The sequence below is a fragment of the Ravibacter arvi genome, assembly GCF_039540405.1.
Classification (GTDB): domain Bacteria; phylum Bacteroidota; class Bacteroidia; order Cytophagales; family Spirosomataceae; genus Ravibacter; species Ravibacter arvi.
In genome coordinates, this window is the sequence record NZ_BAABEY010000036.1 from 235,907 (window position 1) to 258,319 (window position 22,413).

General features: G+C 50.4%; 27 protein-coding genes. 20 read left to right on the forward strand and 7 right to left on the reverse strand.

The window, feature by feature from the left end; genetic code table 11:
* The first annotated feature begins 10 nt into the window (after positions 1 to 10).
* From rpsE to ABD852_RS20735, 14 genes are all read left to right on the forward strand, one after another.
* Entirely contained in the window at positions 11 to 526 is a 516-nt protein-coding gene (rpsE, locus tag ABD852_RS20670; RefSeq protein WP_345032403.1) for a 30S ribosomal protein S5, read from the forward strand.
* Between the two features lie 33 nt (positions 527 to 559).
* Positions 560 to 739, forward strand: coding sequence for a 50S ribosomal protein L30 (rpmD, locus tag ABD852_RS20675; protein WP_345032406.1), 180 nt, complete (start codon positions 560 to 562; stop codon positions 737 to 739).
* Positions 740 to 751: 12 nt separating this feature from the next.
* The gene (gene rplO, locus ABD852_RS20680) at positions 752 to 1,198 is read left to right on the forward strand and encodes a 50S ribosomal protein L15 (protein WP_345032409.1); all 447 of its coding nucleotides are present in this window, start codon (positions 752 to 754) and stop codon (positions 1,196 to 1,198) included.
* Between the two features lie 59 nt (positions 1,199 to 1,257).
* Positions 1,258 to 2,574, forward strand: coding sequence for a preprotein translocase subunit SecY (secY, locus tag ABD852_RS20685; protein ID WP_345032412.1), 1,317 nt, complete (start codon positions 1,258 to 1,260; stop codon positions 2,572 to 2,574).
* A gap of 31 nt (positions 2,575 to 2,605) precedes the next feature.
* Positions 2,606 to 3,421: a type I methionyl aminopeptidase gene (gene map, locus ABD852_RS20690; protein WP_345032414.1), complete on the forward strand. Its 816-nt coding sequence runs from the start codon at positions 2,606 to 2,608 to the stop codon at positions 3,419 to 3,421.
* Between the two features lie 25 nt (positions 3,422 to 3,446).
* The gene (gene infA / locus ABD852_RS20695) at positions 3,447 to 3,665 is read left to right on the forward strand and encodes a translation initiation factor IF-1 (protein ID WP_207504242.1); all 219 of its coding nucleotides are present in this window, start codon (positions 3,447 to 3,449) and stop codon (positions 3,663 to 3,665) included.
* A 52-nt stretch (positions 3,666 to 3,717) separates the two neighbouring features.
* Positions 3,718 to 3,834, forward strand: coding sequence for a 50S ribosomal protein L36 (gene rpmJ, locus ABD852_RS20700; protein ID WP_084299511.1), 117 nt, complete (start codon positions 3,718 to 3,720; stop codon positions 3,832 to 3,834).
* A gap of 9 nt (positions 3,835 to 3,843) precedes the next feature.
* Entirely contained in the window at positions 3,844 to 4,221 is a 378-nt protein-coding gene (gene rpsM / locus ABD852_RS20705) for a 30S ribosomal protein S13 (RefSeq protein ID WP_345032422.1), read from the forward strand.
* Positions 4,222 to 4,271: 50 nt separating this feature from the next.
* Positions 4,272 to 4,667: a 30S ribosomal protein S11 gene (gene rpsK, locus ABD852_RS20710; protein ID WP_345032424.1), complete on the forward strand. Its 396-nt coding sequence runs from the start codon at positions 4,272 to 4,274 to the stop codon at positions 4,665 to 4,667.
* Positions 4,668 to 4,749: 82 nt separating this feature from the next.
* Positions 4,750 to 5,355 (forward strand): 30S ribosomal protein S4, encoded by a 606-nt coding sequence (gene rpsD / locus ABD852_RS20715; protein WP_345032426.1) that lies wholly within the window; start codon positions 4,750 to 4,752, stop codon positions 5,353 to 5,355.
* A 133-nt stretch (positions 5,356 to 5,488) separates the two neighbouring features.
* Positions 5,489 to 6,478 (forward strand): DNA-directed RNA polymerase subunit alpha, encoded by a 990-nt coding sequence (locus ABD852_RS20720; protein WP_345032427.1) that lies wholly within the window; start codon positions 5,489 to 5,491, stop codon positions 6,476 to 6,478.
* A gap of 112 nt (positions 6,479 to 6,590) precedes the next feature.
* Positions 6,591 to 7,349 carry a 50S ribosomal protein L17 gene (rplQ, locus tag ABD852_RS20725; RefSeq protein WP_345032428.1) on the forward strand — a complete coding sequence of 253 codons (759 nt, stop codon included), beginning with the start codon at positions 6,591 to 6,593 and terminating at the stop codon, positions 7,347 to 7,349.
* 156 nt (positions 7,350 to 7,505) lie between these two features.
* Complete coding sequence (carA, locus tag ABD852_RS20730) at positions 7,506 to 8,615, forward strand: glutamine-hydrolyzing carbamoyl-phosphate synthase small subunit (RefSeq protein WP_345032429.1); 1,110 nt, start codon at positions 7,506 to 7,508, stop codon at positions 8,613 to 8,615.
* A 123-nt stretch (positions 8,616 to 8,738) separates the two neighbouring features.
* The gene (locus tag ABD852_RS20735) at positions 8,739 to 9,767 is read left to right on the forward strand and encodes a methyltransferase (RefSeq protein WP_345032430.1); all 1,029 of its coding nucleotides are present in this window, start codon (positions 8,739 to 8,741) and stop codon (positions 9,765 to 9,767) included.
* On the opposite strand, the gene ABD852_RS20740 is transcribed toward ABD852_RS20735, so the two are convergent.
* Positions 9,757 to 10,986 carry a BaiN/RdsA family NAD(P)/FAD-dependent oxidoreductase gene (locus tag ABD852_RS20740; protein ID WP_345032431.1) on the reverse strand — a complete coding sequence of 410 codons (1,230 nt, stop codon included), beginning with the start codon at positions 10,984 to 10,986 and terminating at the stop codon, positions 9,757 to 9,759. The two genes, ABD852_RS20735 and ABD852_RS20740, sit on opposite strands and share 11 nt — an antisense overlap.
* 261 nt (positions 10,987 to 11,247) lie before the next feature.
* Between ABD852_RS20740 and ABD852_RS20745 the strand changes: the two genes are divergently transcribed.
* Positions 11,248 to 12,213, forward strand: a complete 966-nt coding sequence (locus ABD852_RS20745) for a DNA/RNA non-specific endonuclease (RefSeq protein ID WP_345032432.1) — start codon at positions 11,248 to 11,250, stop codon at positions 12,211 to 12,213.
* A 103-nt stretch (positions 12,214 to 12,316) separates the two neighbouring features.
* On the opposite strand, the gene atpH is transcribed toward ABD852_RS20745, so the two are convergent.
* The 6 genes from atpH to ABD852_RS20775 form a co-directional block, all read right to left on the reverse strand.
* A complete protein-coding gene (atpH, locus tag ABD852_RS20750) occupies positions 12,317 to 12,853 on the reverse strand; it encodes an ATP synthase F1 subunit delta (RefSeq protein ID WP_345032434.1) in 537 nt (178 codons plus the stop codon).
* 59 nt (positions 12,854 to 12,912) lie between these two features.
* Positions 12,913 to 13,410 carry a F0F1 ATP synthase subunit B gene (gene atpF, locus ABD852_RS20755; RefSeq protein WP_345032436.1) on the reverse strand — a complete coding sequence of 166 codons (498 nt, stop codon included), beginning with the start codon at positions 13,408 to 13,410 and terminating at the stop codon, positions 12,913 to 12,915.
* 130 nt (positions 13,411 to 13,540) lie between these two features.
* Complete coding sequence (gene atpE, locus ABD852_RS20760; protein WP_345032437.1) at positions 13,541 to 13,804, reverse strand: ATP synthase F0 subunit C; 264 nt, start codon at positions 13,802 to 13,804, stop codon at positions 13,541 to 13,543.
* Positions 13,805 to 13,848: 44 nt separating this feature from the next.
* Entirely contained in the window at positions 13,849 to 14,916 is a 1,068-nt protein-coding gene (atpB, locus tag ABD852_RS20765; RefSeq protein WP_345032438.1) for a F0F1 ATP synthase subunit A, read from the reverse strand.
* 24 nt (positions 14,917 to 14,940) lie between these two features.
* On the reverse strand, positions 14,941 to 15,303 hold the full coding sequence (locus ABD852_RS20770; RefSeq protein WP_345032439.1) for a hypothetical protein: 363 nt from the start codon (positions 15,301 to 15,303) through the stop codon (positions 14,941 to 14,943).
* Between the two features lie 41 nt (positions 15,304 to 15,344).
* Positions 15,345 to 15,557 carry an AtpZ/AtpI family protein gene (locus ABD852_RS20775; RefSeq protein ID WP_345032440.1) on the reverse strand — a complete coding sequence of 71 codons (213 nt, stop codon included), beginning with the start codon at positions 15,555 to 15,557 and terminating at the stop codon, positions 15,345 to 15,347.
* Positions 15,558 to 15,684: 127 nt separating this feature from the next.
* Here ABD852_RS20775 and ABD852_RS20780 point away from each other — a divergent pair, with 127 nt between their 5' ends.
* The 5 genes from ABD852_RS20780 (at position 15,685) to ffh (ending at position 22,410) form a co-directional block, all read left to right on the forward strand.
* Positions 15,685 to 16,809 carry a sialidase family protein gene (locus tag ABD852_RS20780; RefSeq protein ID WP_345032442.1) on the forward strand — a complete coding sequence of 375 codons (1,125 nt, stop codon included), beginning with the start codon at positions 15,685 to 15,687 and terminating at the stop codon, positions 16,807 to 16,809.
* A gap of 100 nt (positions 16,810 to 16,909) precedes the next feature.
* Positions 16,910 to 17,548 (forward strand): 3-keto-disaccharide hydrolase, encoded by a 639-nt coding sequence (locus ABD852_RS20785; protein WP_345032445.1) that lies wholly within the window; start codon positions 16,910 to 16,912, stop codon positions 17,546 to 17,548.
* Between the two features lie 236 nt (positions 17,549 to 17,784).
* Positions 17,785 to 19,125 (forward strand): Gfo/Idh/MocA family protein, encoded by a 1,341-nt coding sequence (locus ABD852_RS20790; RefSeq protein WP_345032447.1) that lies wholly within the window; start codon positions 17,785 to 17,787, stop codon positions 19,123 to 19,125.
* 95 nt (positions 19,126 to 19,220) lie between these two features.
* On the forward strand, positions 19,221 to 20,984 hold the full coding sequence (locus tag ABD852_RS20795) for an SGNH/GDSL hydrolase family protein (protein WP_345032449.1): 1,764 nt from the start codon (positions 19,221 to 19,223) through the stop codon (positions 20,982 to 20,984).
* 103 nt (positions 20,985 to 21,087) lie between these two features.
* Positions 21,088 to 22,410 (forward strand): signal recognition particle protein, encoded by a 1,323-nt coding sequence (gene ffh, locus ABD852_RS20800; protein WP_345032451.1) that lies wholly within the window; start codon positions 21,088 to 21,090, stop codon positions 22,408 to 22,410.
* Positions 22,411 to 22,413 lie beyond the last annotated feature (3 nt).

Below are 22,413 nucleotides of genomic sequence, written 5' to 3' on the forward strand. Positions count from 1 at the left end.
TTTTCTCAAGATGTTGAATCAATCAAGGCCTTCTAAGGTCAACGAAGCAGAACTTAAAGAGCGGGTAGTTGCCATCAATCGCGTAGCTAAAGTAGTGAAAGGTGGTCGTCGTTTCAGCTTCTCAGCAGTAGTAGTGGTCGGCGACGGCAAGGGTGTAGTAGGTTACGGCCTCGGCAAAGCCAATGAAGTTACCGACGCCATTGCGAAAGGTATCGACGATGCGAAAAAGAACCTGATCAGCATTCCGATGGTGAGAACTACGGTTCCTCACCCGCAGGAAGGTAAATTCGGCGGCGGTTTCGTACTTATCAAGCCGGCAGCAGCCGGTACGGGTGTACTTGCAGGCGGCGCTATGCGTGCGGTCCTGGAGGCAGCCGGAATCAGTGACGTACTTGCCAAGTCTAAGGGTTCTTCTAACCCGCACAACGTGGTGAAGGCTACTTTTGATGCGCTTTTGAAGATGCGTGCCCCTCATCAGGTGGCCATGCAGCGTCGGGTGAAATTGGATAAAGTGTTCAACGGGTAATCGTTACCCGCATTGAACGTAACCGAAAATAAAATGGCGAAAATTCGTATTACTCAGGTTAAAAGTACCATCAAGCGCCCGGAGAATCAAAAGCGGATTATTAAATCCCTGGGACTTGGTAAAATCAACCGTTCTGTTGAAAAAGAGCAGGATGCGTGTTTGGATGGGGCGATCCGCAAGGTGAGCCACTTGGTTAAAGTAGAGAATATTTAAGTTCTATCGAAAATGAAGCTAAGTTCATTGAAACCGGCTGAAGGGTCGGTGAGAGACAATAAAAGAGTTGGGCGCGGCCAGGGCTCCGGACGCGGTGGTACCGCCACCCGTGGTCACAAAGGTGCCCAGTCGCGGTCAGGATACAGCGCGAAGAAAGGTTTCGAAGGTGGTCAGATGCCTTTGCAGCGTCGCGTTCCGAAGTTCGGATTTAAAAACCCGACCCGCGTTGCCTACAAGGCGATTAATCTGGATACCGTGCAGTCGGTAGCCGAAAAAACAGGCGCTACGGTAATTGACTTTAACCTGTTGTTTGAAAACGGCATCGTTGGAAAGCATGATCTGGTGAAGATATTGAACCGCGGTACTGTATCGGCTGCGCTGGAGGTTTCTGCCCATGGTTTCTCGGCAGCAGCGGTTGCTTCTATCGAGAGCGCCGGAGGCAAGGCAATTAAACTTTAACCATTCCGGAAGTAAGGGCATAATTCAGCCGGCGTCCGCTCAGGTTTATTCTTTGAAGAATGAAACGATTCATCGAAACTGTTAAGAACATCTTTTCTATCGAAGAGTTGAGGACTCGTATCCTCAACACTTTGTTATTTATAGCTATCTTCCGGTTAGGCTCGTATGTGGCGTTGCCCGGGGTTGACCCGTCAAGGCTTGACGTGGCTACGGATGGCCTTTTGGGTTTGTTGGATGTGTTTTCTGGCGGCGCCTTCAGCAAGGCTTCTATTTTTGCACTCGGTATCATGCCCTATATCTCAGCGTCAATTGCGATCCAGCTTTTGACAATGGCATTACCGTACTTCCAGAAAATGCAGAAGGAAGGCGAATCGGGGCGTAAAAAACTCAACCAGATTACGAGGGTTCTAACCATTTTCGTAACGGTTGCTCAGTCGCTGACTTATCTGAATACTACTATCCCCAACGAAGCACTGATCGTCTCCCGTATCCAGTTTACGACTATCTCCGTTATTGTGCTTACCGCCGGAACTATGTTCTGTATGTGGTTGGGCGAGCGGATTACGGATAAGGGTATCGGGAACGGAATTTCGATGCTGATTATGATCGGTATCGTTTCACGCTTCCCGGCAGCTATCCTCCAGGAAGCTGACTCGCGGGGTGGCGGTGGCGTATTGCTTTTCGTACTTACCCTGGTGGCGTTGTACTTCGTAGTGATGGGGGCCGTTGCGTTGACACGCGCGGTTCGCAAAATTCCTATCCAGTATGCGAAACAGGTAGTAGGTACCCGCGGCGCGGCTGTGGGTCAGAGGCAGTACCTTCCGCTGAAGATCAATGCAGCCGGTGTTATGCCCATTATTTTTGCGCAGGCATTGATGTTTATCCCGTCTACGGTTGCGTCCTTCTTTGCAGAGAAAAGCGACCTGGCAGGAAGCATTGCATCTACCTTTTCAAATTACACATCGTGGCAATACAACGTGTTGTTCGGGGTGCTGATTCTGGTGTTTACTTTTTTCTACACAGCTATTTCAGTCAACCCGGTGCAGATTGCCGACGAGATGAAGCGGGGTGGTGGTTTCATTCCCGGTGTTAAGCCAGGGAAAGACACTTCCGACTATATCAGCAGCGTATTGGATCATATTACCTTCCCGGGAGCGATCCTCCTTGCGGCGGTTGCCATCCTGCCTGCTATTGCAAGCCTGTTCGGTGTTACGTCCGCTTTTGCCCAGTTCTTTGGGGGAACGTCATTGCTGATTATGGTGGGTGTTGTTTTGGATACGCTCCAGCAGGTAGAAAGTTATCTTCTGATGCGGCGTTACGAAGGATTGATGAAATCAGGAAGGGTTCAAGGGCGTTCGACCGCTTTACCTGCCTGATAGCGTTTAGTACAAGAGAAGAAATTTGCGTATGATTTACCTGAAATCGGAAGAAGAAATAGACCTGATCAAGGCGAGCGGTCAGATTTTGGGTAAAGCGCATGCAGAAGTTGCCAAGTGGATTAAGCCGGGCGTGTCAACGGCCCAGTTGGACAAAATAGCAGAAGGATATATCCGCGACAACGGCGGAATTCCTTCGTTTAAGGGGGTTCCAGGCTCCGGCCGCGGTGTCCCCAGCTTTCCCGGCTCGTTGTGTATTTCGGTAAACGAGGTGGTGGTTCACGGCCTGCCCGGAAATTATACGCTTCGCGACGGGGACATTATCTCGATTGATTGTGGCGTTAAATTGAAAGGCTATCATAGCGACAGCGCCTATACTTATCCCGTGGGTGAAGTTGCGCCGGAAGTGATGGGCCTCCTGGCTGCTACCAAGAAATCGCTTTACCTGGGTATTGAGAAAGCGCGCGAGGGTTTCCGTATGGGCGACTTGAGCTATGCAATCCAGTCACATGTGGAGCGGTTGGGTTACTCGGTGGTGCGTGAGCTTGTGGGGCACGGGGTAGGCAGGGAACTGCACGAGGGGCCGGAAGTGCCGAACTATGGTGCCAAAGGAAAAGGTGTTGCGTTAAAGACCGGAATGGTGATCGCAATTGAGCCTATGATCAATCTCGGTAAGCGGGGTATTGTGCAGGAAGCGGATGGCTGGACGATCCGGACTACGGACCGGAAGCCTTCAGCTCATTTCGAGCATACAGTAGCAGTTGGAAAGACCCATGCTGAGATTTTGACGACCTTCCAGTATATCGAGGAGGTGACGGCAAACAGCAGCCTGATGGTGAATGCTTAATGTTGTAGTCAATCAATAAGAATAAATGGCAAAACAGGCGTCGATAGAGCAAGACGGAGTAATTGTGGAAGCATTGTCCAATGCGATGTTTCGGGTTCAGCTGGAGAACAAGCACGAGGTAATCGCGCACATTTCCGGTAAAATGCGTATGCATTATATCAAGATTTTACCCGGTGACAGAGTAAAATTGGAGATGTCCCCTTATGATCTCTCTAAGGCGAGGATTGTATACCGGTACAAGTAGGTCCCGGTAATTTGGAGTTGAATTGGAAGAACAAGTGTAAATATTAATAACAATGAAAGTTAAAGCATCTGTAAAGAAACGTAGCGTTGATTGCAAGGTGATCAGGCGCAAGGGCAAGATCTATGTGATCAACAAAAAAAATCCAAGATATAAACAAAGACAAGGATAAAAATCAATTATGGCACGTATAGCTGGTGTAGACATCCCTGACAAAAAAAGGGGAGAAATTGGGTTAACTTATATCTATGGAATTGGTCGTAGCTCGGCCAAAAAAATTCTCGAACAAGCCGGTGTTGATGTAAACAAAAAGGTCAGCGACTGGAATGACGAGGAATCAGGAGCCATCCGTTCGATTATCGCTAGCGATTTCAAAGTCGAGGGGGTTCTGAAATCTGAAGTTCAATTGAGTATCAAGCGTCTGATGGACATCGCCTGTTACAGGGGGATCCGCCACCGGAAAGGTCTTCCTTTGCGTGGACAGAAAACGAAGAATAACTCAAGGACCCGTAAAGGGAAACGGAAGACCGTAGCCAACAAGAAAAAGGTTGGTAAGTAACCTGTAGCACAGATTATCTAAATTAAATTTCCCCGTTTCAGGGGTTTGAGATGGCACAAAACAAAAGAAAAGACAAAGCCAAAAAAAGAGTAGTGGTGGTGGAACCTGTTGGTCAGGTGCACATCAAAGCTTCTTTTAACAACATTATTATCTCGATCACGAACTCATCCGGGCAAGTGATTTCCTGGGGTTCTGCAGGTAAAATGGGTTTCAGAGGGTCGAAGAAAAACACCCCTTATGCTGCCCAGACTGCCGCTCAGTCAGCTGCCCAGGTGGCTTATGACCTTGGCATGCGGAAGGCGGAAGTTTTCGTGAAAGGCCCGGGGTCAGGAAGAGAGTCGGCGATCCGTACGATCCAGAACTCAGGTATTGAAGTAACCACGATTCGTGATATCACGCCGCTTCCGCACAACGGTTGCCGTCCTCCGAAACGTAGAAGAGTTTAATTTTTTTTCATGACGCTGTCTCATTCTTAGTTTAGGAACTTGGGGCTAACGAATGGCAGTGTTTAATTCTAATCAATAATAAATGGCACGTTATACAGGTCCAAAGGCAAAGATTGGCAGGAAATTCGGAGAACCGATTTTAGGCGCCAATAAAACTGTTGCTAAAAAAGCTTACCCTCCCGGAATGCACGGGAAAGGACGTAGAGGAAAGAAGTCCGAGTATGCCCTTCAGTTGGCAGAGAAACAAAAGGCTAAATACACTTACGGTATTCTTGAAAGACAGTTCCGTAAAGTGTTCCACAAAGCACACGTGAAGCCGGGAATTACCGGTGAGAACCTTTTGAAGTTTTGCGAGTCCAGACTTGACAACACTGTGTTTCGTTTGGGAATCGCACCTTCAAGGCGTGCAGCACGCCAGTTGGTTTCGCACAAGCATATCCTTGTGGATGGCGAAATCGTAAACATTGCTTCCTATGCGCTTGTCCCCGGTCAGATTGTATCGGTGAGAGAGAAGTCCAAGTCACTGGAAGCGATTACCAATAGCCTTGCCGGCCATAGCAGCAAGCGTTTTAACTGGCTGGAGTGGGATGGTAAAGAGTTGACTGGAAAATTTGTGTCTTATCCTGATCGGGCTGATATACCAGAAAATATCAACGAGCAGCTCATCGTCGAGTTGTACTCTAAGTAATACATATGGATTGAAGACCCCGGGTGAGTCCTCACCCGGGTGTTTTTGGCCTTCGGGCCATTTTTGCGATCGCAATAAACAGTAACGACGGACTGATCAATCGTCATTTACTCAAAAAAAAGGAACATAGACCATGTCAATATTAGCATTCCAAATGCCCGATAAAGTCGTAATGGAAAAAGCGAACGATTTTCACGGGTTGTTTGAGTTCAAACCCTTGGAGAAGGGATATGGCGTTACGATCGGTAATGCTTTGAGACGGATTCTTCTGTCGTCCCTGGAGGGTTATGCCATTACGAGTGTTAAGTTTCCCGGAGTGCTTCATGAATTTTCTTCCATTGAGGGCGTCGTTGAAGACGTTACGGAGATTATTCTTAACCTGAAACAGGTTCGTTTCAAGAAAGTGTCGGATTTGGTCGAGAACCGTATCATTGTTAACCTGAAAAACATCTCAGTTCTGACAGCGGGCGATCTTGGTAAATTCACCAGCTCTTTTGAAGTGCTTAATCCTGACTTGGTTATCGCACACGTGGATGACAGGAAGGAGTTTGAAATGGAGTTGTTCCTGGATAAAGGGCGGGGTTATGTCCCCGCAGATGAGCCGCGCAATACGGAGCTTCCTTTTGGCCATATTGCTATGGATGCCATCTACACACCGATCAAGAACGTGAAGTACAGCGTTGAAAACACCCGTGTGGAACAACGTACTGACTACGAAAGGTTATTGATCGATATTCAAACAGACGGCTCGATTCACCCGGAAGATGCATTGAAGGGCGCCGCAAATATTCTGATTCAACACTTTATGCTGTTCTCCGATCAGACGATGACGTTTGAGAAGCAGAAAGCCGAAGAGGAAAATCAGGTTGATGAGGAAATGCTGCGCATGCGCAAGCTACTCAAAACGCCGCTTGCTGAACTCGATCTTTCGGTACGTGCGTACAACTGTCTGAAGTCGGCCGACGTAAGGTCGCTGGGAGATCTTGTTAAGCTCGAGATTTCGGATATGATGAAATTCCGTAACTTTGGAAAGAAATCATTGACCGAGCTCGAACAGCTGGTACAAGACAAGCAGCTTAGCTTCGGCATGGACGTCAGCAAGTATCGCCTGGACGAAGATTAACAAACAATTTTTCACAGGTTACCTTTCTGGAGCGCGGTCAATAGCTTCGCTGCTCGAAACGGACCGCCGGGGGAAAAAACTGAACAGACAGCCCCGGTAAAACTTAACAATAATGAGACACGGAAAAAAAGACAATCATTTAGGAAGGACCTCCTCCCACCGCAGAGCCCTCTTGTCCAACCTGGCGGGATCATTGATTATTCACAAGCGCATCGAGACTACGCTTGCAAAAGCCAAGGAGCTTCGCAAGTATGTGGAGCCGCTTTTGACAAAATCGAAAGATGATTCAACTCACAGCCGCCGGGTAGTATTCTCTTATCTGAACGATAAGGATGTGGTTAAAGAGCTTTACAATGTGGTGGCCGATAAGATTGCCAACAGACCGGGTGGTTATACCCGTATCATCAAGCTGGGAAGCCGTCTTGGTGATAATGCGGAAGTGGCGCTTATCGAATTGGTTGACTTCAACGATGCATTGTTGCTTGCAAACGCCGATAAACCAGCTAAAACTCGTCGTAGCCGTCGTGGTGGTACTACCAAGAAAACCGGAAGCGAGGCCGCTGCTCCTGTTGCAGAAGCAGAAGTAGTGGAAAGTAGAGTTGCCGGAGAGGCTGCAGCCGACGACCTGGAGAAAATCGAAGGGATCGGTCCGAAGATTGCAGAGGTACTTACTGCCGCCGGGATCGCTACTTTCGCCGGGCTTTCGGAAGCTACTCCTGAAGCAATCCGCGAGATTCTTGACAACGCAGGATCTCAGTTTGCATCACATGATCCTGCTACCTGGCCTAAACAAGCTGAGCTTGCAGCCGCAGGAAAATGGGATGAGCTTAAGACCTGGCAGGATGAGCTGATGGGCGGCCGCGAGGCTTAAGATCAGGATCTTTCTATAAGCGCTTGAATTTGTAGGGTTAAACGTTTTCGTTTAACCCTTTTTTTGTTCAACTTTGCACCCGGTTTTACCGATAGTGCTTTTTTCCATGCTGTCGGAGGTCATCTAGGGTTTTCCCGCATATCATCGTATACTATTATGTCGCAAGCAAAACAGGCGTTATTGGTTTTGGAGGATGGAACAGCCTACTGGGGTTCTCATGTAGGTCAGAAAGGCACTACGGGCGGAGAAATCTGCTTCAACACGGGAATGACCGGCTACCAGGAGATCTATACGGATCCTTCGTATGCAGGCCAGATTATTGTGAATACCACGTCGCATATCGGAAATTACGGAGTGACGCTGAACGAGGAGGAAGAGTCCGCATCTATCAAAATCAGTGGCCTGGTTTGTAACTCCTTCTCCGAGATTTTTTCGCGACAGCAGGCGGACATGTCGCTCCAGGCTTACTTTGAAAAGGCGAACATCGTCGGGATAAGTGATATAGACACCCGTCACCTGGTACGGCATATAAGGGAAAAAGGCGCCATGAACGCTATTATTTCTTCGGAGATCCTTGATGAAAAAGTGTTGCGGGACCAACTGGCGGAAGTGCCTTCCATGGCAGGCCTGGAGCTTTCCTCTGTGGTAAGCACCAAGGAACCTTATTTTGTCGGTGACGAAGCTACGGCAAAATGGCGCGTTGCAGTTCTCGATTACGGTGTCAAAAAGAGTATTCTCAAGCACCTGGCGAGAAGGGGCTGTTTCTGCAAGGTGTTCCCTGCCAAAACCTCCACATCCGATATTCTTGGCTGGGAACCGGACGGCTTTTTTATCTCCAACGGCCCGGGCGACCCGGCTTCAATGGATTACGCGGTGCAGACGCTCCGCGATCTGCTGGCTACCGACCGTCCGCTGTTCGGGATTTGCCTTGGGCACCAGTTATTGGCGCTCGCCAACGGCATCGGTACCTACAAAATGCATAACGGCCATAGGGGGCTGAACCACCCGGTGAAAAACCTGATTACCGGCCGTAGCGAGATTACCTCGCAAAATCATGGTTTCGGGATCATCGCCGACCAGGTTGAAGCCGCTGAAAACGTGGAGATTACGCACGTCAACCTGAACGACAATACCATTGAGGGCATCCGGTTGAAAGACAAGCCTGCTTTCTCGGTACAATATCACCCGGAAGCATCGCCGGGCCCGCACGACTCGCATTACCTGTTCGACAACTTCGTGGAATTGCTGCGGGCCTATAAACAATAGGCGTCTCACCGGTTTTCTAAAGCGCCCGGCATCTGTGCCGGGCGCTTTTTTTTAGGCGCGCCGGTACGCAACGGCAGGCGCGCCTAAGGTAACTTTCACCATATTGCAGGAAAAACGCATATTATGGAGTTGAAAGTCTCACCCTCCCATCCGTTAGAATGGCTGGCGCTCCTGCTGAATAGGGTGCCCATGCCCTTGCTTCACGGGCAAATGTTCCCCATTCTTTCAAAAGCCGTGCTGACGGCCGCGGACAAGGGGGTATTCAGGTACCTTTCCGGAGATAGTCGTACGCTGGGTGAGATCTCGGAGTTTTGTGCCTTTAAACCGGAGCCGGCGCGGCAGCTGCTCGGAGTTTTGGTTTCGCTGGGGTATCTGGTGGCCGACAAAGGGAAATACGGGCTTTCGGCGATGGCGGAGAAGTGGCTGAGAACGGGAAGCGGGTCTGATCTTTCCGATTTGCTGATTTATAACAACCGTGTGGTCTGGAAATGGATGGAGCAGCTCGAGAACTACCTGGAGACCGGGGCGGGAATTGCCTACCACCAACATTTTGAAGAACCTGAATGGCAGCTTTACCAGCGGGCAATGCTGGCAGTAGCGAGGTCCGAAGTAAATGAATTTGCAAAGCGCTGTCCGGTACCGGCGCGGGCGGCCAGGATGCTCGATATAGGCGGAGCCCACGGTCTTCATGTAACGGCCCTGAGATCAAAATATACGGGGCTTGAAGCCGACATACTGGACCTGCCCGGGGCGTGGTCAGCGCATCCGGAGCCGGAGTCGTTTAACCGTATGGAAGGAAATATATTGGAGGTGAAGTTGGAAGATAAACGCTATGACCTCGTCCTGATGTCAAGTCTGGCACACCATTTCAGCGAGGCCGAGAACAGGATGATTGCCCGGAAGGTGGCGGCATCGCTGAAGCCGGGCGGGATTTACGTCATCAATGAATTTGTTCACCCCGCGCGGCTGGATTCAGACAGCGGGCTGGTCGGGACCAGCAGCAGTCTTTTTTTCGGCCTTACGAGTACTTCCGGTACCTGGACGATCGCTGAGACGCAGGCATGGCAGGCGGAAGCGGGGTTGAAACCCATGAAAGCGCGACGCTTCCGTACCGTTCCCGGTAGAGTTTTAATGTCTGCCGTCAGGGTGTAGCGAGGGACAACCCGATGTGCCTGCCCACAGCATAGCCGGTACTCCATGCGTGCTGAAAGTTAAATCCGCCGGTTATCCCGTCTACATCGAGTACTTCGCCGGCGAAGTACAACCCCTTGAGGAGCCTGCTTTCCATGGTTTTGGGGTCGACACTGTCCAGGCTTACACCGCCGCAGGTAACGAACTCTTCCTTAAAGGTAGTTTTACCGGCAACGTCGAACGGGTGATCGGTTACGAGCATCGCCATTTTGTTAATTGCTTTGTGCGGAGTATCGGCCAGCTTTAATTGTGCCGTAATGCCGGCATTTTCGGCCATAGCGCGCCAAAGCCGTGCCGGGATGCCGAACTGGGCATGGGCGGATAATTGCTGCTTTGGAGACGAGTTTTTGAGCGCGATCAGATGGTTCCTTGCTGCGTCGAAGTTGACATCGCCGGTCCAGTTAATCCGTATTTGAAACAGGTAATCTTTTTCGGCAAATTCTCTCGCCCCCCAGGCCGAAAGCCGCAGCACGACCGGGCCGCTGAACCCCCAATGGGTAATCAGGAGCGGCCCCTCCGCCTTAAGTGACGAATTTTGAATTTTTATCACCGCTTTCGGTACCGAAATCCCCGACAGGGCACGGAGGTAATTGTCAGGTGTATTGAAAGTGAAAAGCGAGGGTACCGGGGGAAGGATCGGATGTTGATGCTCGGAAATCCAGTCGAACCCGGAGATTTTAGGTGTCCCCCCGGTTGCAACCAATACCCGGTCGGCGGTCAGGACGCTCCCGTCCTGGAGGATTAGATTAATATGATCGCCTTCCGGCCTGATCTGATCTACGGCGACCGAGGTTCTGATATCCACCCCGGCTCTCCTGGCATTTTCAACGAGGCAGCGGATAACGGTATCGGAAGTGTCGGAAACGGGGAAAATACGGCCGTCGGGTTCCGTCTTGAGCGCTACACCCCGCGATGTGAACCATTCAACGGTATCGGCCGGGCCGAAAGCATCGAACAGTGTTTTGACGAATTTTGCGCCCCGCGGGTAATTTTTTGAAAACACCCCCGGATCGGCGGGCTTGTGAGTGACATTGCACCTTCCGCCTCCTGATATCCTTACCTTCGACAGAACATTCCTGCTTTTTTCGAGAATTGTGACCCTGCAAGCCGGAAAAGTTTCCGCCGCTGTAATGGCTGCCATAAATCCCGATGCCCCGCCGCCAATGACAATAATTCGCATAATAGCTTTGTTAGAGTTTTGGGGAGGTCGGAAATCGGAAATCAGAACTCAGCCCTTTTGTTCCGTCGGGCGGATCCGATTTCCGATTTCCGATTTCCAATTTCCAATTTCCGATTTCCGATTTCCGATTTCCGATTTCCCCCTCCCCAAACAAGTCGTACCTTTGCGGTAAAGATACAGTGCTTTGAACAATTTCTGCAGGAGCCGGGGAGTTCGGCTGCCGTATTGTTCTACATTTCATTGGATACAAGGCGGGATAATATGTTTGGATTTTTTAGGTGGGGATTTGGCCGGGGCGGCAATACGCTGATTTTACTCGGTTTCTTTTTAACAGTAGGTATTTTTCTGCACTTCAAAGACCGGTTCTTCCCTTCCGGCCGGCTTTGGGAAGTGGTAAGCGGTATCGCTTCGGGCTCTATTTCAGAAAAAGCCGGGCTATGGTCGGTTCTTCCGGAGCCGCCCGGGGCAGGCGCAGAAACAGGGGGGATCCCGGCTGAGCCGGGGAAAGAGGCAGCACTGGAAGAGGTCCTCAAGAGAAGCGACTTCGTTTTTCCCGCTCCGGGGAAAGCGAAACTGGAGCTGGTACGACACCAGGGATTTGCGCTTGGATACAACGAGCGCTACGAGCAGGCCGCCTGGGTGGCATATCCTTTGCTGCGGGAGCAGGTGATCGGGCAAAGCGCGCGTGAGCGTTTTTTTAATCCCGATCCGAAGGTAAGCACGGGTTCCGCCCTCTTTTCGGATTACACGCGGAGCGGCTTTGACCGGGGGCATCTGGCGCCGGCAGCAGATTTCAAGCACTCGTTGGACCAGATGCGCGAGACTTTTTTTATGAGTAATATTTCCCCGCAAAACCGCGATTTCAACGCCGGAATCTGGAACGACCTGGAAAAGCTGGTGCGGGCATGGGCCAATCGTTACGAGAAAATCTTCGTGGTAACCGGGCCGGTTCTCAGGCCGGGCTTGTCTTCTATCGGGAAGGTCAACCGGGTGGCAGTACCGGAGAAATTTTATAAGGTGATCTTGTTTGCAGAGCCGCCTCACGTAAAAGGAATTGCATTTTTATTGGATAACCAACCTGCGTCGATGCCCCTTTCAAAGGCAGTCGTGAGCATCGATTCAGTGGAGACCATTACGGGTCTGGACTTTTTTCCGATGCTGCCGGATGACGTAAGCCGGCGCATAGAATCCGTGAGTAATCCGAAAGACTGGTTCAGGTTAAAGTAAATCGCTGCGCGCCATCTGCGAGTTCACCGGCCCCGGGTGCCGGCACATAAAAAAAGGCAGCAGCTCCTGGAAGCTGCCGCCTTAAATTCAAACAAAAAAGATCTTACGAAACCAGTTTTACCTTGAGAGCATTCAGCTGGCTTTTCAAAGAAGCGTCAACTTGCCTGTCGCCCAGTCTCAGGATATAGCCGCCTACCAGGCTCTCGTCTACCTTTTCTTCCAGCTGGATGGTTTTCCCGGTAGAAGCGGTGAGCGAGTCGATAAACTGCTTCCTGACTTCGGGCGTCAGCGAGGTGCTGGAAACTACGGTAGCTTTCTGAATACCTTTGTAAAGGTCGTATTGCTTTACAAATTCATCGGCAATAGCATCCAGGATCGCCTCCCGGTTTTTGCGGGTAATGATGTTGAAAATGCTGAAAGAGACCGGGTTCACCTTGTCCTGGAACAACCCTTTCAGAATCCCGAGCTTCTTTTCATGCCTGACGATCGGACTTCCCAGTACCTTCATCAACAGCGGAGATTCATCAGCCGTTTTACTGAAAAGAACCATATCCTGGTAGACTTCATCTACCACATTCTTTTCTTTGGCCAGTTCTATGAGCGATTTGGCGTATCGGGATGCAACTGTACTGATTGACATTTCTTTACTTTAAAAAGGGATATCTCTGTTTCAATCGTGCGCCGGGGCAATGGCCCCTTTTAGTTCAGCTTAACGCTGTCTTTTACCAGGTCGGCGACAAGCTGTTCCTGGGCGCTTTTGTCATTCAATTCTCTGCGAAGCACCTTCTCGGCAATATCGATAGAAAGGGTAGCTACCTCCTTCTTGATTTGCGCTACGGCGGCAGCCTGCTCGCTTCTGATGGCTTCGCGCGCACTTTCAATAATGCGGTTGCCTTCAGCAGTAGCTTTTTCTTTTGCCGACTCTACCAAACGGTCTGCGGCTTCTTTTGCTTCTTTGATGATCCGGTCGCGGGCAGCATTGGCTTCGATGATCAGCTTTTCGTTGTCAGACTTGAGCCTGGCCATCTCTTCCTTTGTTTTCTTAGCCATATCAAGCGCGCCCTGAATTTCATTTTCCCTTTCTTTCAAACCGTTGATAATGGGACCCCAGGCATATTTGGAGAGAATAAATACCAAAACCAGGAATACAACCAACATCCAAAAGATAAGACCGGGACTCGGGGTTAATAGTGACATTTTGCCTTGATGTTTTGTTTATATTTTTTCTTTTGTTTCAAAAGGGTGGCGGAAGTCTAGCACTTCCGCCGGATACTTTTACGGACGGTTGCCTGGCACCTATTGCGTCAGCGTCCCGGTAGTGTTTTACTTATCCTTTGAAAGAGATAAGAAGACAGATTACCGCTGCAAAAAGAGCAACCGCTTCAATAAGCGCCGCAACGATCAACATAGCAGTCTGGATACGACCAGCAGCCTCCGGTTGACGAGCGATACCTTCCATAGCGCTGGCACCGATTTTACCGATACCAAGACCCGCGCCGATAGCGGCAACACCTGCACCGATTGCTGAGCCGGCAAACGCCAGTCCAAGACCTCCTTGTTCCGCTGCCTGAAGCAAAATTTGAGCTAACATAATTGTGATGTTTGAAAATATATATTGAAAACAAAAGATTAGAATCAATGCCCGTGGTCAGCATGGCTGTGCTCCTCAATGGCACTTCCGATATACATGGAAGACAACAGGGTGAAAATAAACGCCTGTATGAATGCTACCATGATTTCGATGAAGTTCATGAAAAGCGCGAATGCTGAAATAACAGGAGCCAGCGCAAAGCTTTTGAAAATAAAGATAAGGCTGAAAAGGCTCAAAAGAATGATGTGACCGGCAGTGATATTGGCAAAAAGCCGGATCATAAGCGAGAATGGCTTCATGAATACCCCGATGATTTCAACCGGGATCATTACCGGCAGCAAAGCCGGCGGAAGTCCGTCCGGGGCAACCAGGTGCTTCCAGTAGTGCTTGTTCGAGTTGACATGGGTAATGATAAACGTCAGGATCGCGAGAACCATCGTGATGGCGATGTTACCGGTGACATTGGCGCCCCCCGGAAGAAGTCCGAGCAGGTTGTTGATCAGGATAAAGAAGAACAGAGTCAGCAGGTAAGGGAGATATTTGGCATAGTTAGGCCCTACGTTGGGCTTCACTACTTCGTCTCTGATAAACAGGACCAGTACTTCCATTGCAGATTGCAGTCCTTTCGGGGCTTTGCCTTTTTCACGGCTGTAAGCTTTGGCTACAGAGGTAAAAATAAGGATCAGGATGACGGCGCCCAATATCATGGAAGCGACGTTTTTTGTAATGGAAAAGTCATAAATGACACGGTCTCCGTCTACCGGTACGATTTTCTCGCTGTCGCCGTGCTCGAGGCGATAGCCGTTGTATTCGTGCTGGTCGTTGTGAAAACGCGCAGAAGAGAAAATCTCGATTTTGCGGTCCGCAGAGTAGAGAATTACCGGAAGCGGTATGCTTACTCCTTTGGAAAACTCCCACTCGTGGGAATCTCCGATGTGGTGCATGATTAATTTACCCGTATCAAACTTCTCCTCGCCGTCGTGCGCATCATGCTGGGCATGGGCGTCGGCGCCGTGGTGAGCGTGATCGCCTTCCTGAGCGCGTAATGGACTGAAGGCAAGCGTAATAAGGCACAGTGTAAACGTAAGAGCCTGGCGAGTAAATTGTGACATCGTGTCGAAATACTTTGGTCAGTTTCAATTGGCGCGCAATTTACGATAGACTCCCCATATTTCAAAACAAGTATAAAATAAATAGAGTGCAAAAAAGTTCGCGACGAACAAACCGCTGTCCGGAACCCCGTTATAAAGGAAGATGCCTATAAAGGTTAGGCTGAGGAGAAAGCGTACGACGGAAATTGCGAGGTAGAACTGTACGAATTTTTCCCGGTTATTCCTGAAACCCTGTGACATGAGCCGGTCGATCATGAAAGACATCGCCAGGTAGAACGCCAGGATATACCCCATTTTCCCATGGATAATTCCCGAACCGTAGCCAAGTTTATTGACTATAAATAATACAATTCCTAAGACGATGGTAACAAGGGTGGATCGTAGCACGGGATAATGGTTCTGATCTGAAAAATGAATGTTCGCCCGCTTCACTTCCGGGCGCCGCGTATAAACAGGTACAAAGATGCGCCAATAGAGATCAACGACAAAACGAGCGTCCACACCGGAATTTTGTTGCCGGACCATTCGTCCAGCTTGTTTCCGCCCCACGTAAACAGTAAAATTGTACCCAGCATCTGGAAGGCCAGCGAGGCGTATTTTCCGTAGGCATTGCCGGGCGGCTTTTCAGGCTCGAAACTCATAGGTTTGAGGGGTGAGGTTTGAGGGGTGAGCTCATACCTCAAACCTCACCCCTCAAACCCCAAAGATAGCCTTTTTCGCAGGATCTGCGGTATCTAATGCTAAACCATAAACGTAAAAGAAATAGTCATGATAGTAAGACAGCGTTCCCGCCGGTTGCTTGCCGTCGCCATGTTATCGACGGTACCCGCATTATATTCCTGTAACCAGGCTGAAAAGAGCGAGGCCAAAGAAGATAGTGCAGCTGCCGGGATAGCCGCACAGAAGGATTTTGTATTCGGGGATGACCGCCCTTTCCCGCAATGTCATGCATCTACGCTGGTGAGAACAGACGACGGGCAATTTGTTGTCGCCTGGTTTGGCGGTACGAAAGAAAAGGACGATGACGTGGGGATATGGGTTTCGACGGGCAGACCCGGCAACTGGTCGGCCCCGAAAGAAGTGGCAAAGCTGCGGGAGGACCCGCACTGGAACCCTGTGCTGCATCGCGGCAAGGATGGTAAAGTCTACCTGTTTTTTAAAGTGGGCAAAGAGATTTCGCACTGGGAAACCTGGGTTCAGGTATCCGAAGACAATGGAGCGACCTGGTCGGCGGCGCATGAGCTCGTAGCGGGCGATCGCGGCGGGCGCGGGCCGGTCAAGAATAAAATGATAGAGCTTTCTGACGGGACTTGGCTGGCAGGCGCCTCAATTGAGCCGGGACGCTGGCTGGTGATGGTGGACCGCAGTGAAGACCAGGGAAAGACCTGGGTGGAAAGCGAGAAGCTGAAGATGGATACCGTAGCGATTAAAGGAAAAGGCGCCATTCAGCCGACACTTTGGGAAAGTGCCCCCGGTAAAGTGCATATGCTGGTGAGAACTACCGGCGGGGTGATTGGCAGAAGCGACTCCGAAGACAACGGGAAAACATGGTCGGAGATAAAAGCCACCAGCCTTCCCAATCCGAATAGCGGTATTGACCTGACCCGGCTGCCGGACGGAACGCTTGCTCTCATGTACAACCCGGACGATGAGAATTGGGGGTCCCGCTCACCGGTTTCGCTGGCGCTTTCATATGACAATGGTGAAACCTGGCCCGACAAAATCGATATAGACGCCGGTGATAAAAAGGATGAGTTTTCCTATCCGGCGATCATCAGCTGGGGGGATTCGGTAGCAACTACCTACACCTGGAACCGGCAGAAGATTGCATTCTGGATGGGGACAAAAGACCAGGTCAAAAACTGGTCGGCTTCAAAAAAAGCTGAACAATGAGTCTACTATCGTGATAAAGGCATAATTTAGAGGCGCGAATCCTGCCCGCCGGGCAGGATTCGCGCCTCTTTCGTTTTTTGTCCTTAATCCAAAATACAACATGAAAGTAACAGTATTGAGAAAATTAGCACTTTTTTTAACGGTATTGGCCCTTGCCAGCGGCTCTCTTTTCGCAGGTGGCGACAAGCCATCCAAGCCGGGTAAGCCCCAAAAGCTTTTTAACGGCAAGAACCTGAAAGGCTGGGTGGTACATGGCACTGAAAAATGGTACGTGGACAAAGGTGAGCTGGTTTGCGAAAGTGGTCCTGACAAAGGTTATGGATACCTTAAAACAGAAAAGCAGTACAAAGACTTTGATCTTTCGGTAGAATTTCTCCAGAATGCCAATGGCAACAGCGGGGTTTTCATTCGTTCTTCCGTAGAAGGAACAAAAGTTCAGGGATGGCAGGTTGAAGTGGCCGGACCCAACCACGACACCGGAGGGATCTATGAGTCATACGGCCGCGGCTGGCTGGTTCAGATTCCCGACGAAAAAGAAGGCTTCCTGAAATTCGGAAGCTGGAACACGCTCCGGATCCGGGTTCAGGGCGACCGTGTACAGACCTGGTTGAACGGACACGAAATGGTTGATCTGAAAGATGACAAAATCGGTGCGGCCACAGGTTCGATCGCTCTTCAGATTCATGACGGCGGCGGAATTAAAGTACGTTGGAAAAACCTGCTTTTAACCGAGCTGTAATCCTTATAAGGTTATTTAAAGAAGCATCATGTAACCACCTTTCCGGTGAACATGGTGCTTTTTTCGTCGGAGATATGGGAGATCGGAAATCAGAAATCGGAAATCGGCCGGGCCGCGTAGGTCGGGCCGCGTAGGCCGGGCCGATATGCCAATAACCGGACCGTTTCCAATTCCCGATCTCCGATTTCCGATTTCCAATTTCCAACATCCGATTTCCCAACTTCATAAACACAGCAATGGAAAAATCAAGAAGGTCTTTCATCAAAACAGCAGCGGCAGGCGCCGCAGGGGCAGCCCTTTTTAACTTTAATGCGCTACCGGCCAAAGCCTATAGCCGTATTATCGGCGCAAATGACAGGTTGAGAATCGGCCTGGCTGGTTTGGGCAGAAGAATGGGGGCGTTTTATGAACCGATTGCCCTGAAGTCGAGCAACGTGGAGTTGGCTTATCTGTGCGACGTCATGAAAAAGCAGTTGGAAAACGGTGCGGCTAAGTTCTCCAAGCACATCGATTATTCTCCGAAGCTCGAAAATGACATCCGGAAAGTGATTGAAGATACTTCGGTGGATGTCCTGATCAACGCCACTCCCGATCACTGGCATGCTCCCGGTACGATTATGGCGGTGAAGGCCGGTAAACATGTGTATGTTGAAAAACCATGCAGCCACAACCCGCGGGAAGGCGAATTGCTGATGGAGGCGGAGAAAAAGTACAAGAAGATTATTCAGATGGGAAACCAGCAGCGTTCTTCGCCGGAATCCATCGAAATTATCAGCGAAATACACAAAGGAGCAATAGGATCGGTTTACAAAGCGATTGCGTTTTACGCCGCCAGCCGCGGAGAAGTTCCCGTCCAGAAGAAAGCTGCCGTTCCGGAGGGGCTGGATTGGGACCTGTTCCAGGGACCGGCTCCGAGAAGGGCTTATACTTCTGAAACCTGGGATTACAACTGGCATTGGTACGGCTGGAACTATGGCACTGCGGAATCCGGCAACAACGGCACCCATGAACTGGACGTAGCGCGCTGGGCGTTGCAGGTTAATTACCCCTCTTCTGTAGAAGTGGAGGCCGCCAAACGCTACTACGCCAACGACGGCTGGGAAATGTATGATACGATGGACGCTACTTTCCGGTTCCAGGACCAGAAAGTGATCAAATGGGACGGTCAGAGCAGAAACGGCTATAAAACTTATGGCAGTGACCGCGGTACCCTTATTTTCGGAACCGAGGGGTCGGTCTATGTGGATCGTAATGGCTACCGGCTTTACGGACGCGATGGGAAGCAAATCAAAAGCAGCGAGGCGAAAGGAAAAGAAGCCGGTACCCAATTGGGAGGCGGTGGAGACATGAGTACTACCCATATTGTTAACTTTTTCCAGGCGATCCGAGGAAAAGAGAAGCAAAACTCAAATATTGAAGACGGGGCTATCAGCACGCATTTGTGCCACCTGGCCAATATTTCCTACCGGATCGGAAAAGGGTTCAAAGTGGACCCTAAAACCGGGAAAGCAATTGATAAGGACGCCCTGAAACTTTGGAGTCGTCAGTATGAGCCCGGCTGGGAACCGAAAGTTTAGGTATGAGGGGTGAGGGGTGAGAGGTGAGCACCGCTTACCCCTCACACCTCACACCTCATACCTCCACCCCTCACCCCCCAAACCTTTTTAACCCAATGAAATTAATTCTGACAAGTTTCTTTTTTCTCCTTGCGGGCCTTGTCTCAGGCCAGGAAATGCAATGGTGGAATCCTCAATCTGCTTCCTTTAATGTAGTGGAAGGACAGGCTTTTACCGGCAAAACCAAGAGTTTTTATGATCGCCTGCCGGCCAGTGCGGAGGGCTCCGTACGGAGCGCCGTATGGGGACTGTCACGGAATAGTACCGGGCTTATGATCCGATTCCGTACGAATTCACCGTCGATCCAGGTTCGTTACAAGACAACCAACGCCAATTATGCATTGCCGCATATGCCCGCCACAGGTGTCAGCGGGGTGGATTTGTATGCCGTCTCAAGCGATGGTGAAGAACGGTGGTGTGCCGGTCGCTATGCCTTTGGCGATACGGTCAAGTACAATTTCAATGATTTGATACCCAATGACCAGTACCACAAACTGGGACGTGAATACCGCCTGTACCTGCCGTTGTACAACGGTGTGAGCTGGCTGGAAATCGGCGTGAAAAATGACAGCAATTTTGAACCGCTGAAGGTTAGGGACGACCGGCCTATCGTAGTATACGGAACATCCATTGCGCAGGGAGCCTGCGCGACCCGGCCGGGTATGGCCTGGACTTCTATACTCGGTAGAAAAATGGACCGTCCGCTCATTAACCTGGGGTTTTCGGGAAATGGGCGGCTGGAAGAGGAAGTCCTGCGGCCGATAGCTGAAATAGATGCAAAAGTATTTGTACTGGACTGCCTGCCTAACCTGGTTTCGGCAACGGAGCACCCGGATGAACAGGTTGCGCAGCGGATAAAATGGGCTGTAAAATTGCTCAGGGATAAACACCCGCAAACGCCCATAGCGCTGGCGGAACATGCCGGGTACACGGAAGAGGCGATGAATGCGGCCCGTAAATCATCTTATGAGCGGGTGAACCGCGTTTTGCGGCAAACCTTCCAGGAAATGAAAGCAGAAGGGATACAGGGCATTTACCTGATCCCGCATGCAGAATTCAAGCAAAGCATTGAAACCACTGTAGATGGTACCCACCAGTCGGATCTTGGAATGATGCTATATGCGGAGGGCTATGAAAAGGCGCTTCGTACAATATTGAATGAGCCTTCCGGTGAATTCAGTACTACCCGGCCCGTCACGCAGCTCAGAGAGTTGCCGGGTTATGACTGGGAGGCACGGCACCGCCAGGTATTGAACCTTAACCGGAGCGCGGCGCCGGATATCCTGATGATCGGGAATTCTATTACCAACTTCTGGGGTGGTGAACCGCGGGCGTATCGCGCCTACGGGCCTGAAGCCTGGAAGAAAGTTTTTGCCGGTAAAAAGGTGCACAACCTCGGTTTTGGCTGGGACAGAATAGAAAATGTGCTTTGGCGTACCTATCACGGAGAGCTGGACGGCTTCCAGGCGAAGAAAATTTTCCTGATGATTGGCACCAACAATTTTCAACTCAGTTCGGATGAAGAGATTATTGCAGGCTGGCGCCAGCTGATCGGCGCCATCAAAGCGCGCCAAAGCGGGGCTGTACTTCATCTTACCGGGGTTTACCCGAGGCGTAACCAGGAAGAGCGCGTGGCCAGGCTGAACATTGAATTGGCGCGGCTCGCCGGAGATTTTGATTGCGTGTTCATTGATCCCGGTAAAAATCTGCTTGGTCAGAACGGCAAGATCGTGGAAGATTATTTCTCTGACGGTCTGCATCCCAATGAAAAAGGATACCAGCAAATGGTGACCGTTTACAAGTCTTATGTAGACAAATAGACGGCCGTCCTGTCGCTGTTGTCCGCCCGGGGATCGGAAGGAAGGATTTAATCCTCGCAAATAAGTTTTAACTTTGCGGAAAATTTGACAAGAGCTAATTCAGATGTTTCAGAGCTTACAGGATAAACTTAATGGTGCTTTCCGTACCCTTAAGGGAAAAGATAGAATAACGGATATTAACGTTGCGGCCACCACCAAGGAGGTGCGGCGTGCGCTGGTAGATGCCGACGTTAATTTTAAGATTGCCAAGGATATCACCGACCGGATCCGGGAGACTGCTATGGACCGTAAGATCCTGATTTCGGTGGAGCCGGGGCAAATGTTTGTCAAAATTGTCCAGGAAGAACTTACCCGGTTAATGGGGAGCAATTCCGAAAGCATCAGCATCAAAGGAGATCCTGCCGTCATCCTGATCGCAGGCTTGCAGGGGTCCGGGAAAACTACTTTCTCGGGCAAGCTGGCCGCTATGCTCAAGAAGCAGGGAAAGCAGGTGATGCTCGCTGCCTGTGATATTTACCGGCCGGCTGCGATAGATCAGCTGAAAGTTCTCGGGGAGCAGATTGGGGTAGAAGTGTATGCGGAGCCGGAAAATAAAAATGCAGTCGCAATTGCGCAGCAGGCAATCGCATATGCGCGTCAGAACGGCAAAAAGATCGTCATAGTCGATACCGCAGGGCGTTTGGCGGTAGATGAGGCCATGATGCAGGAGGTGGAGGACATCAAGAAAGCATTGAACCCTTCAGAAATCCTGTTTGTGGTGGATTCTATGACCGGCCAGGATGCCGTTAATACAGCCAAGACTTTCAATGAAAGGCTGAACTTTGACGGTGTGGTGCTGACCAAACTCGACGGTGACTCCCGTGGTGGAGCGGCGCTGTCGATTCGCCAGGTAGTGGAGAAACCCATTAAGTTCATCAGTACCGGTGAAAAAATGGAGGCGCTCGACCTGTTCCACCCCGATCGGATGGCCAGCCGTATTTTGGGCATGGGTGACGTTATCTCGCTTGTAGAGCGTGCGCAGCAGGCTTTTGACGAGGAAGAAGCCCGGCGCCTCAATGCGAAAATGCGGCAGAATAAATTCGATTTTGACGATTTCCTTGGGCAGCTCCAGCAAATTAAAAAGATGGGGAACGTTAAAGACCTGATCGGGATGATCCCGGGAATGGGGGCCGCCATCAAAAACCTGGATATCGACAACAGCTCGTTTGTCCCGATTGAAGCAATGATCCAGTCGATGACGAAGAAGGAGCGGGCCAACCCTGAGCTGATCGATAGCAGCCGCAAAAAGCGCATTGCGCAGGGCAGCGGGAAATCAATTACCGAAGTAAACAACCTGCTGAAGCAATTTGACGAAATGCGCAAAATGATGCGCAAAATGAATACCATGCAAGCCGCAGGAAAGCTCGGCAAAGCATTGAAAAAGTAGGGG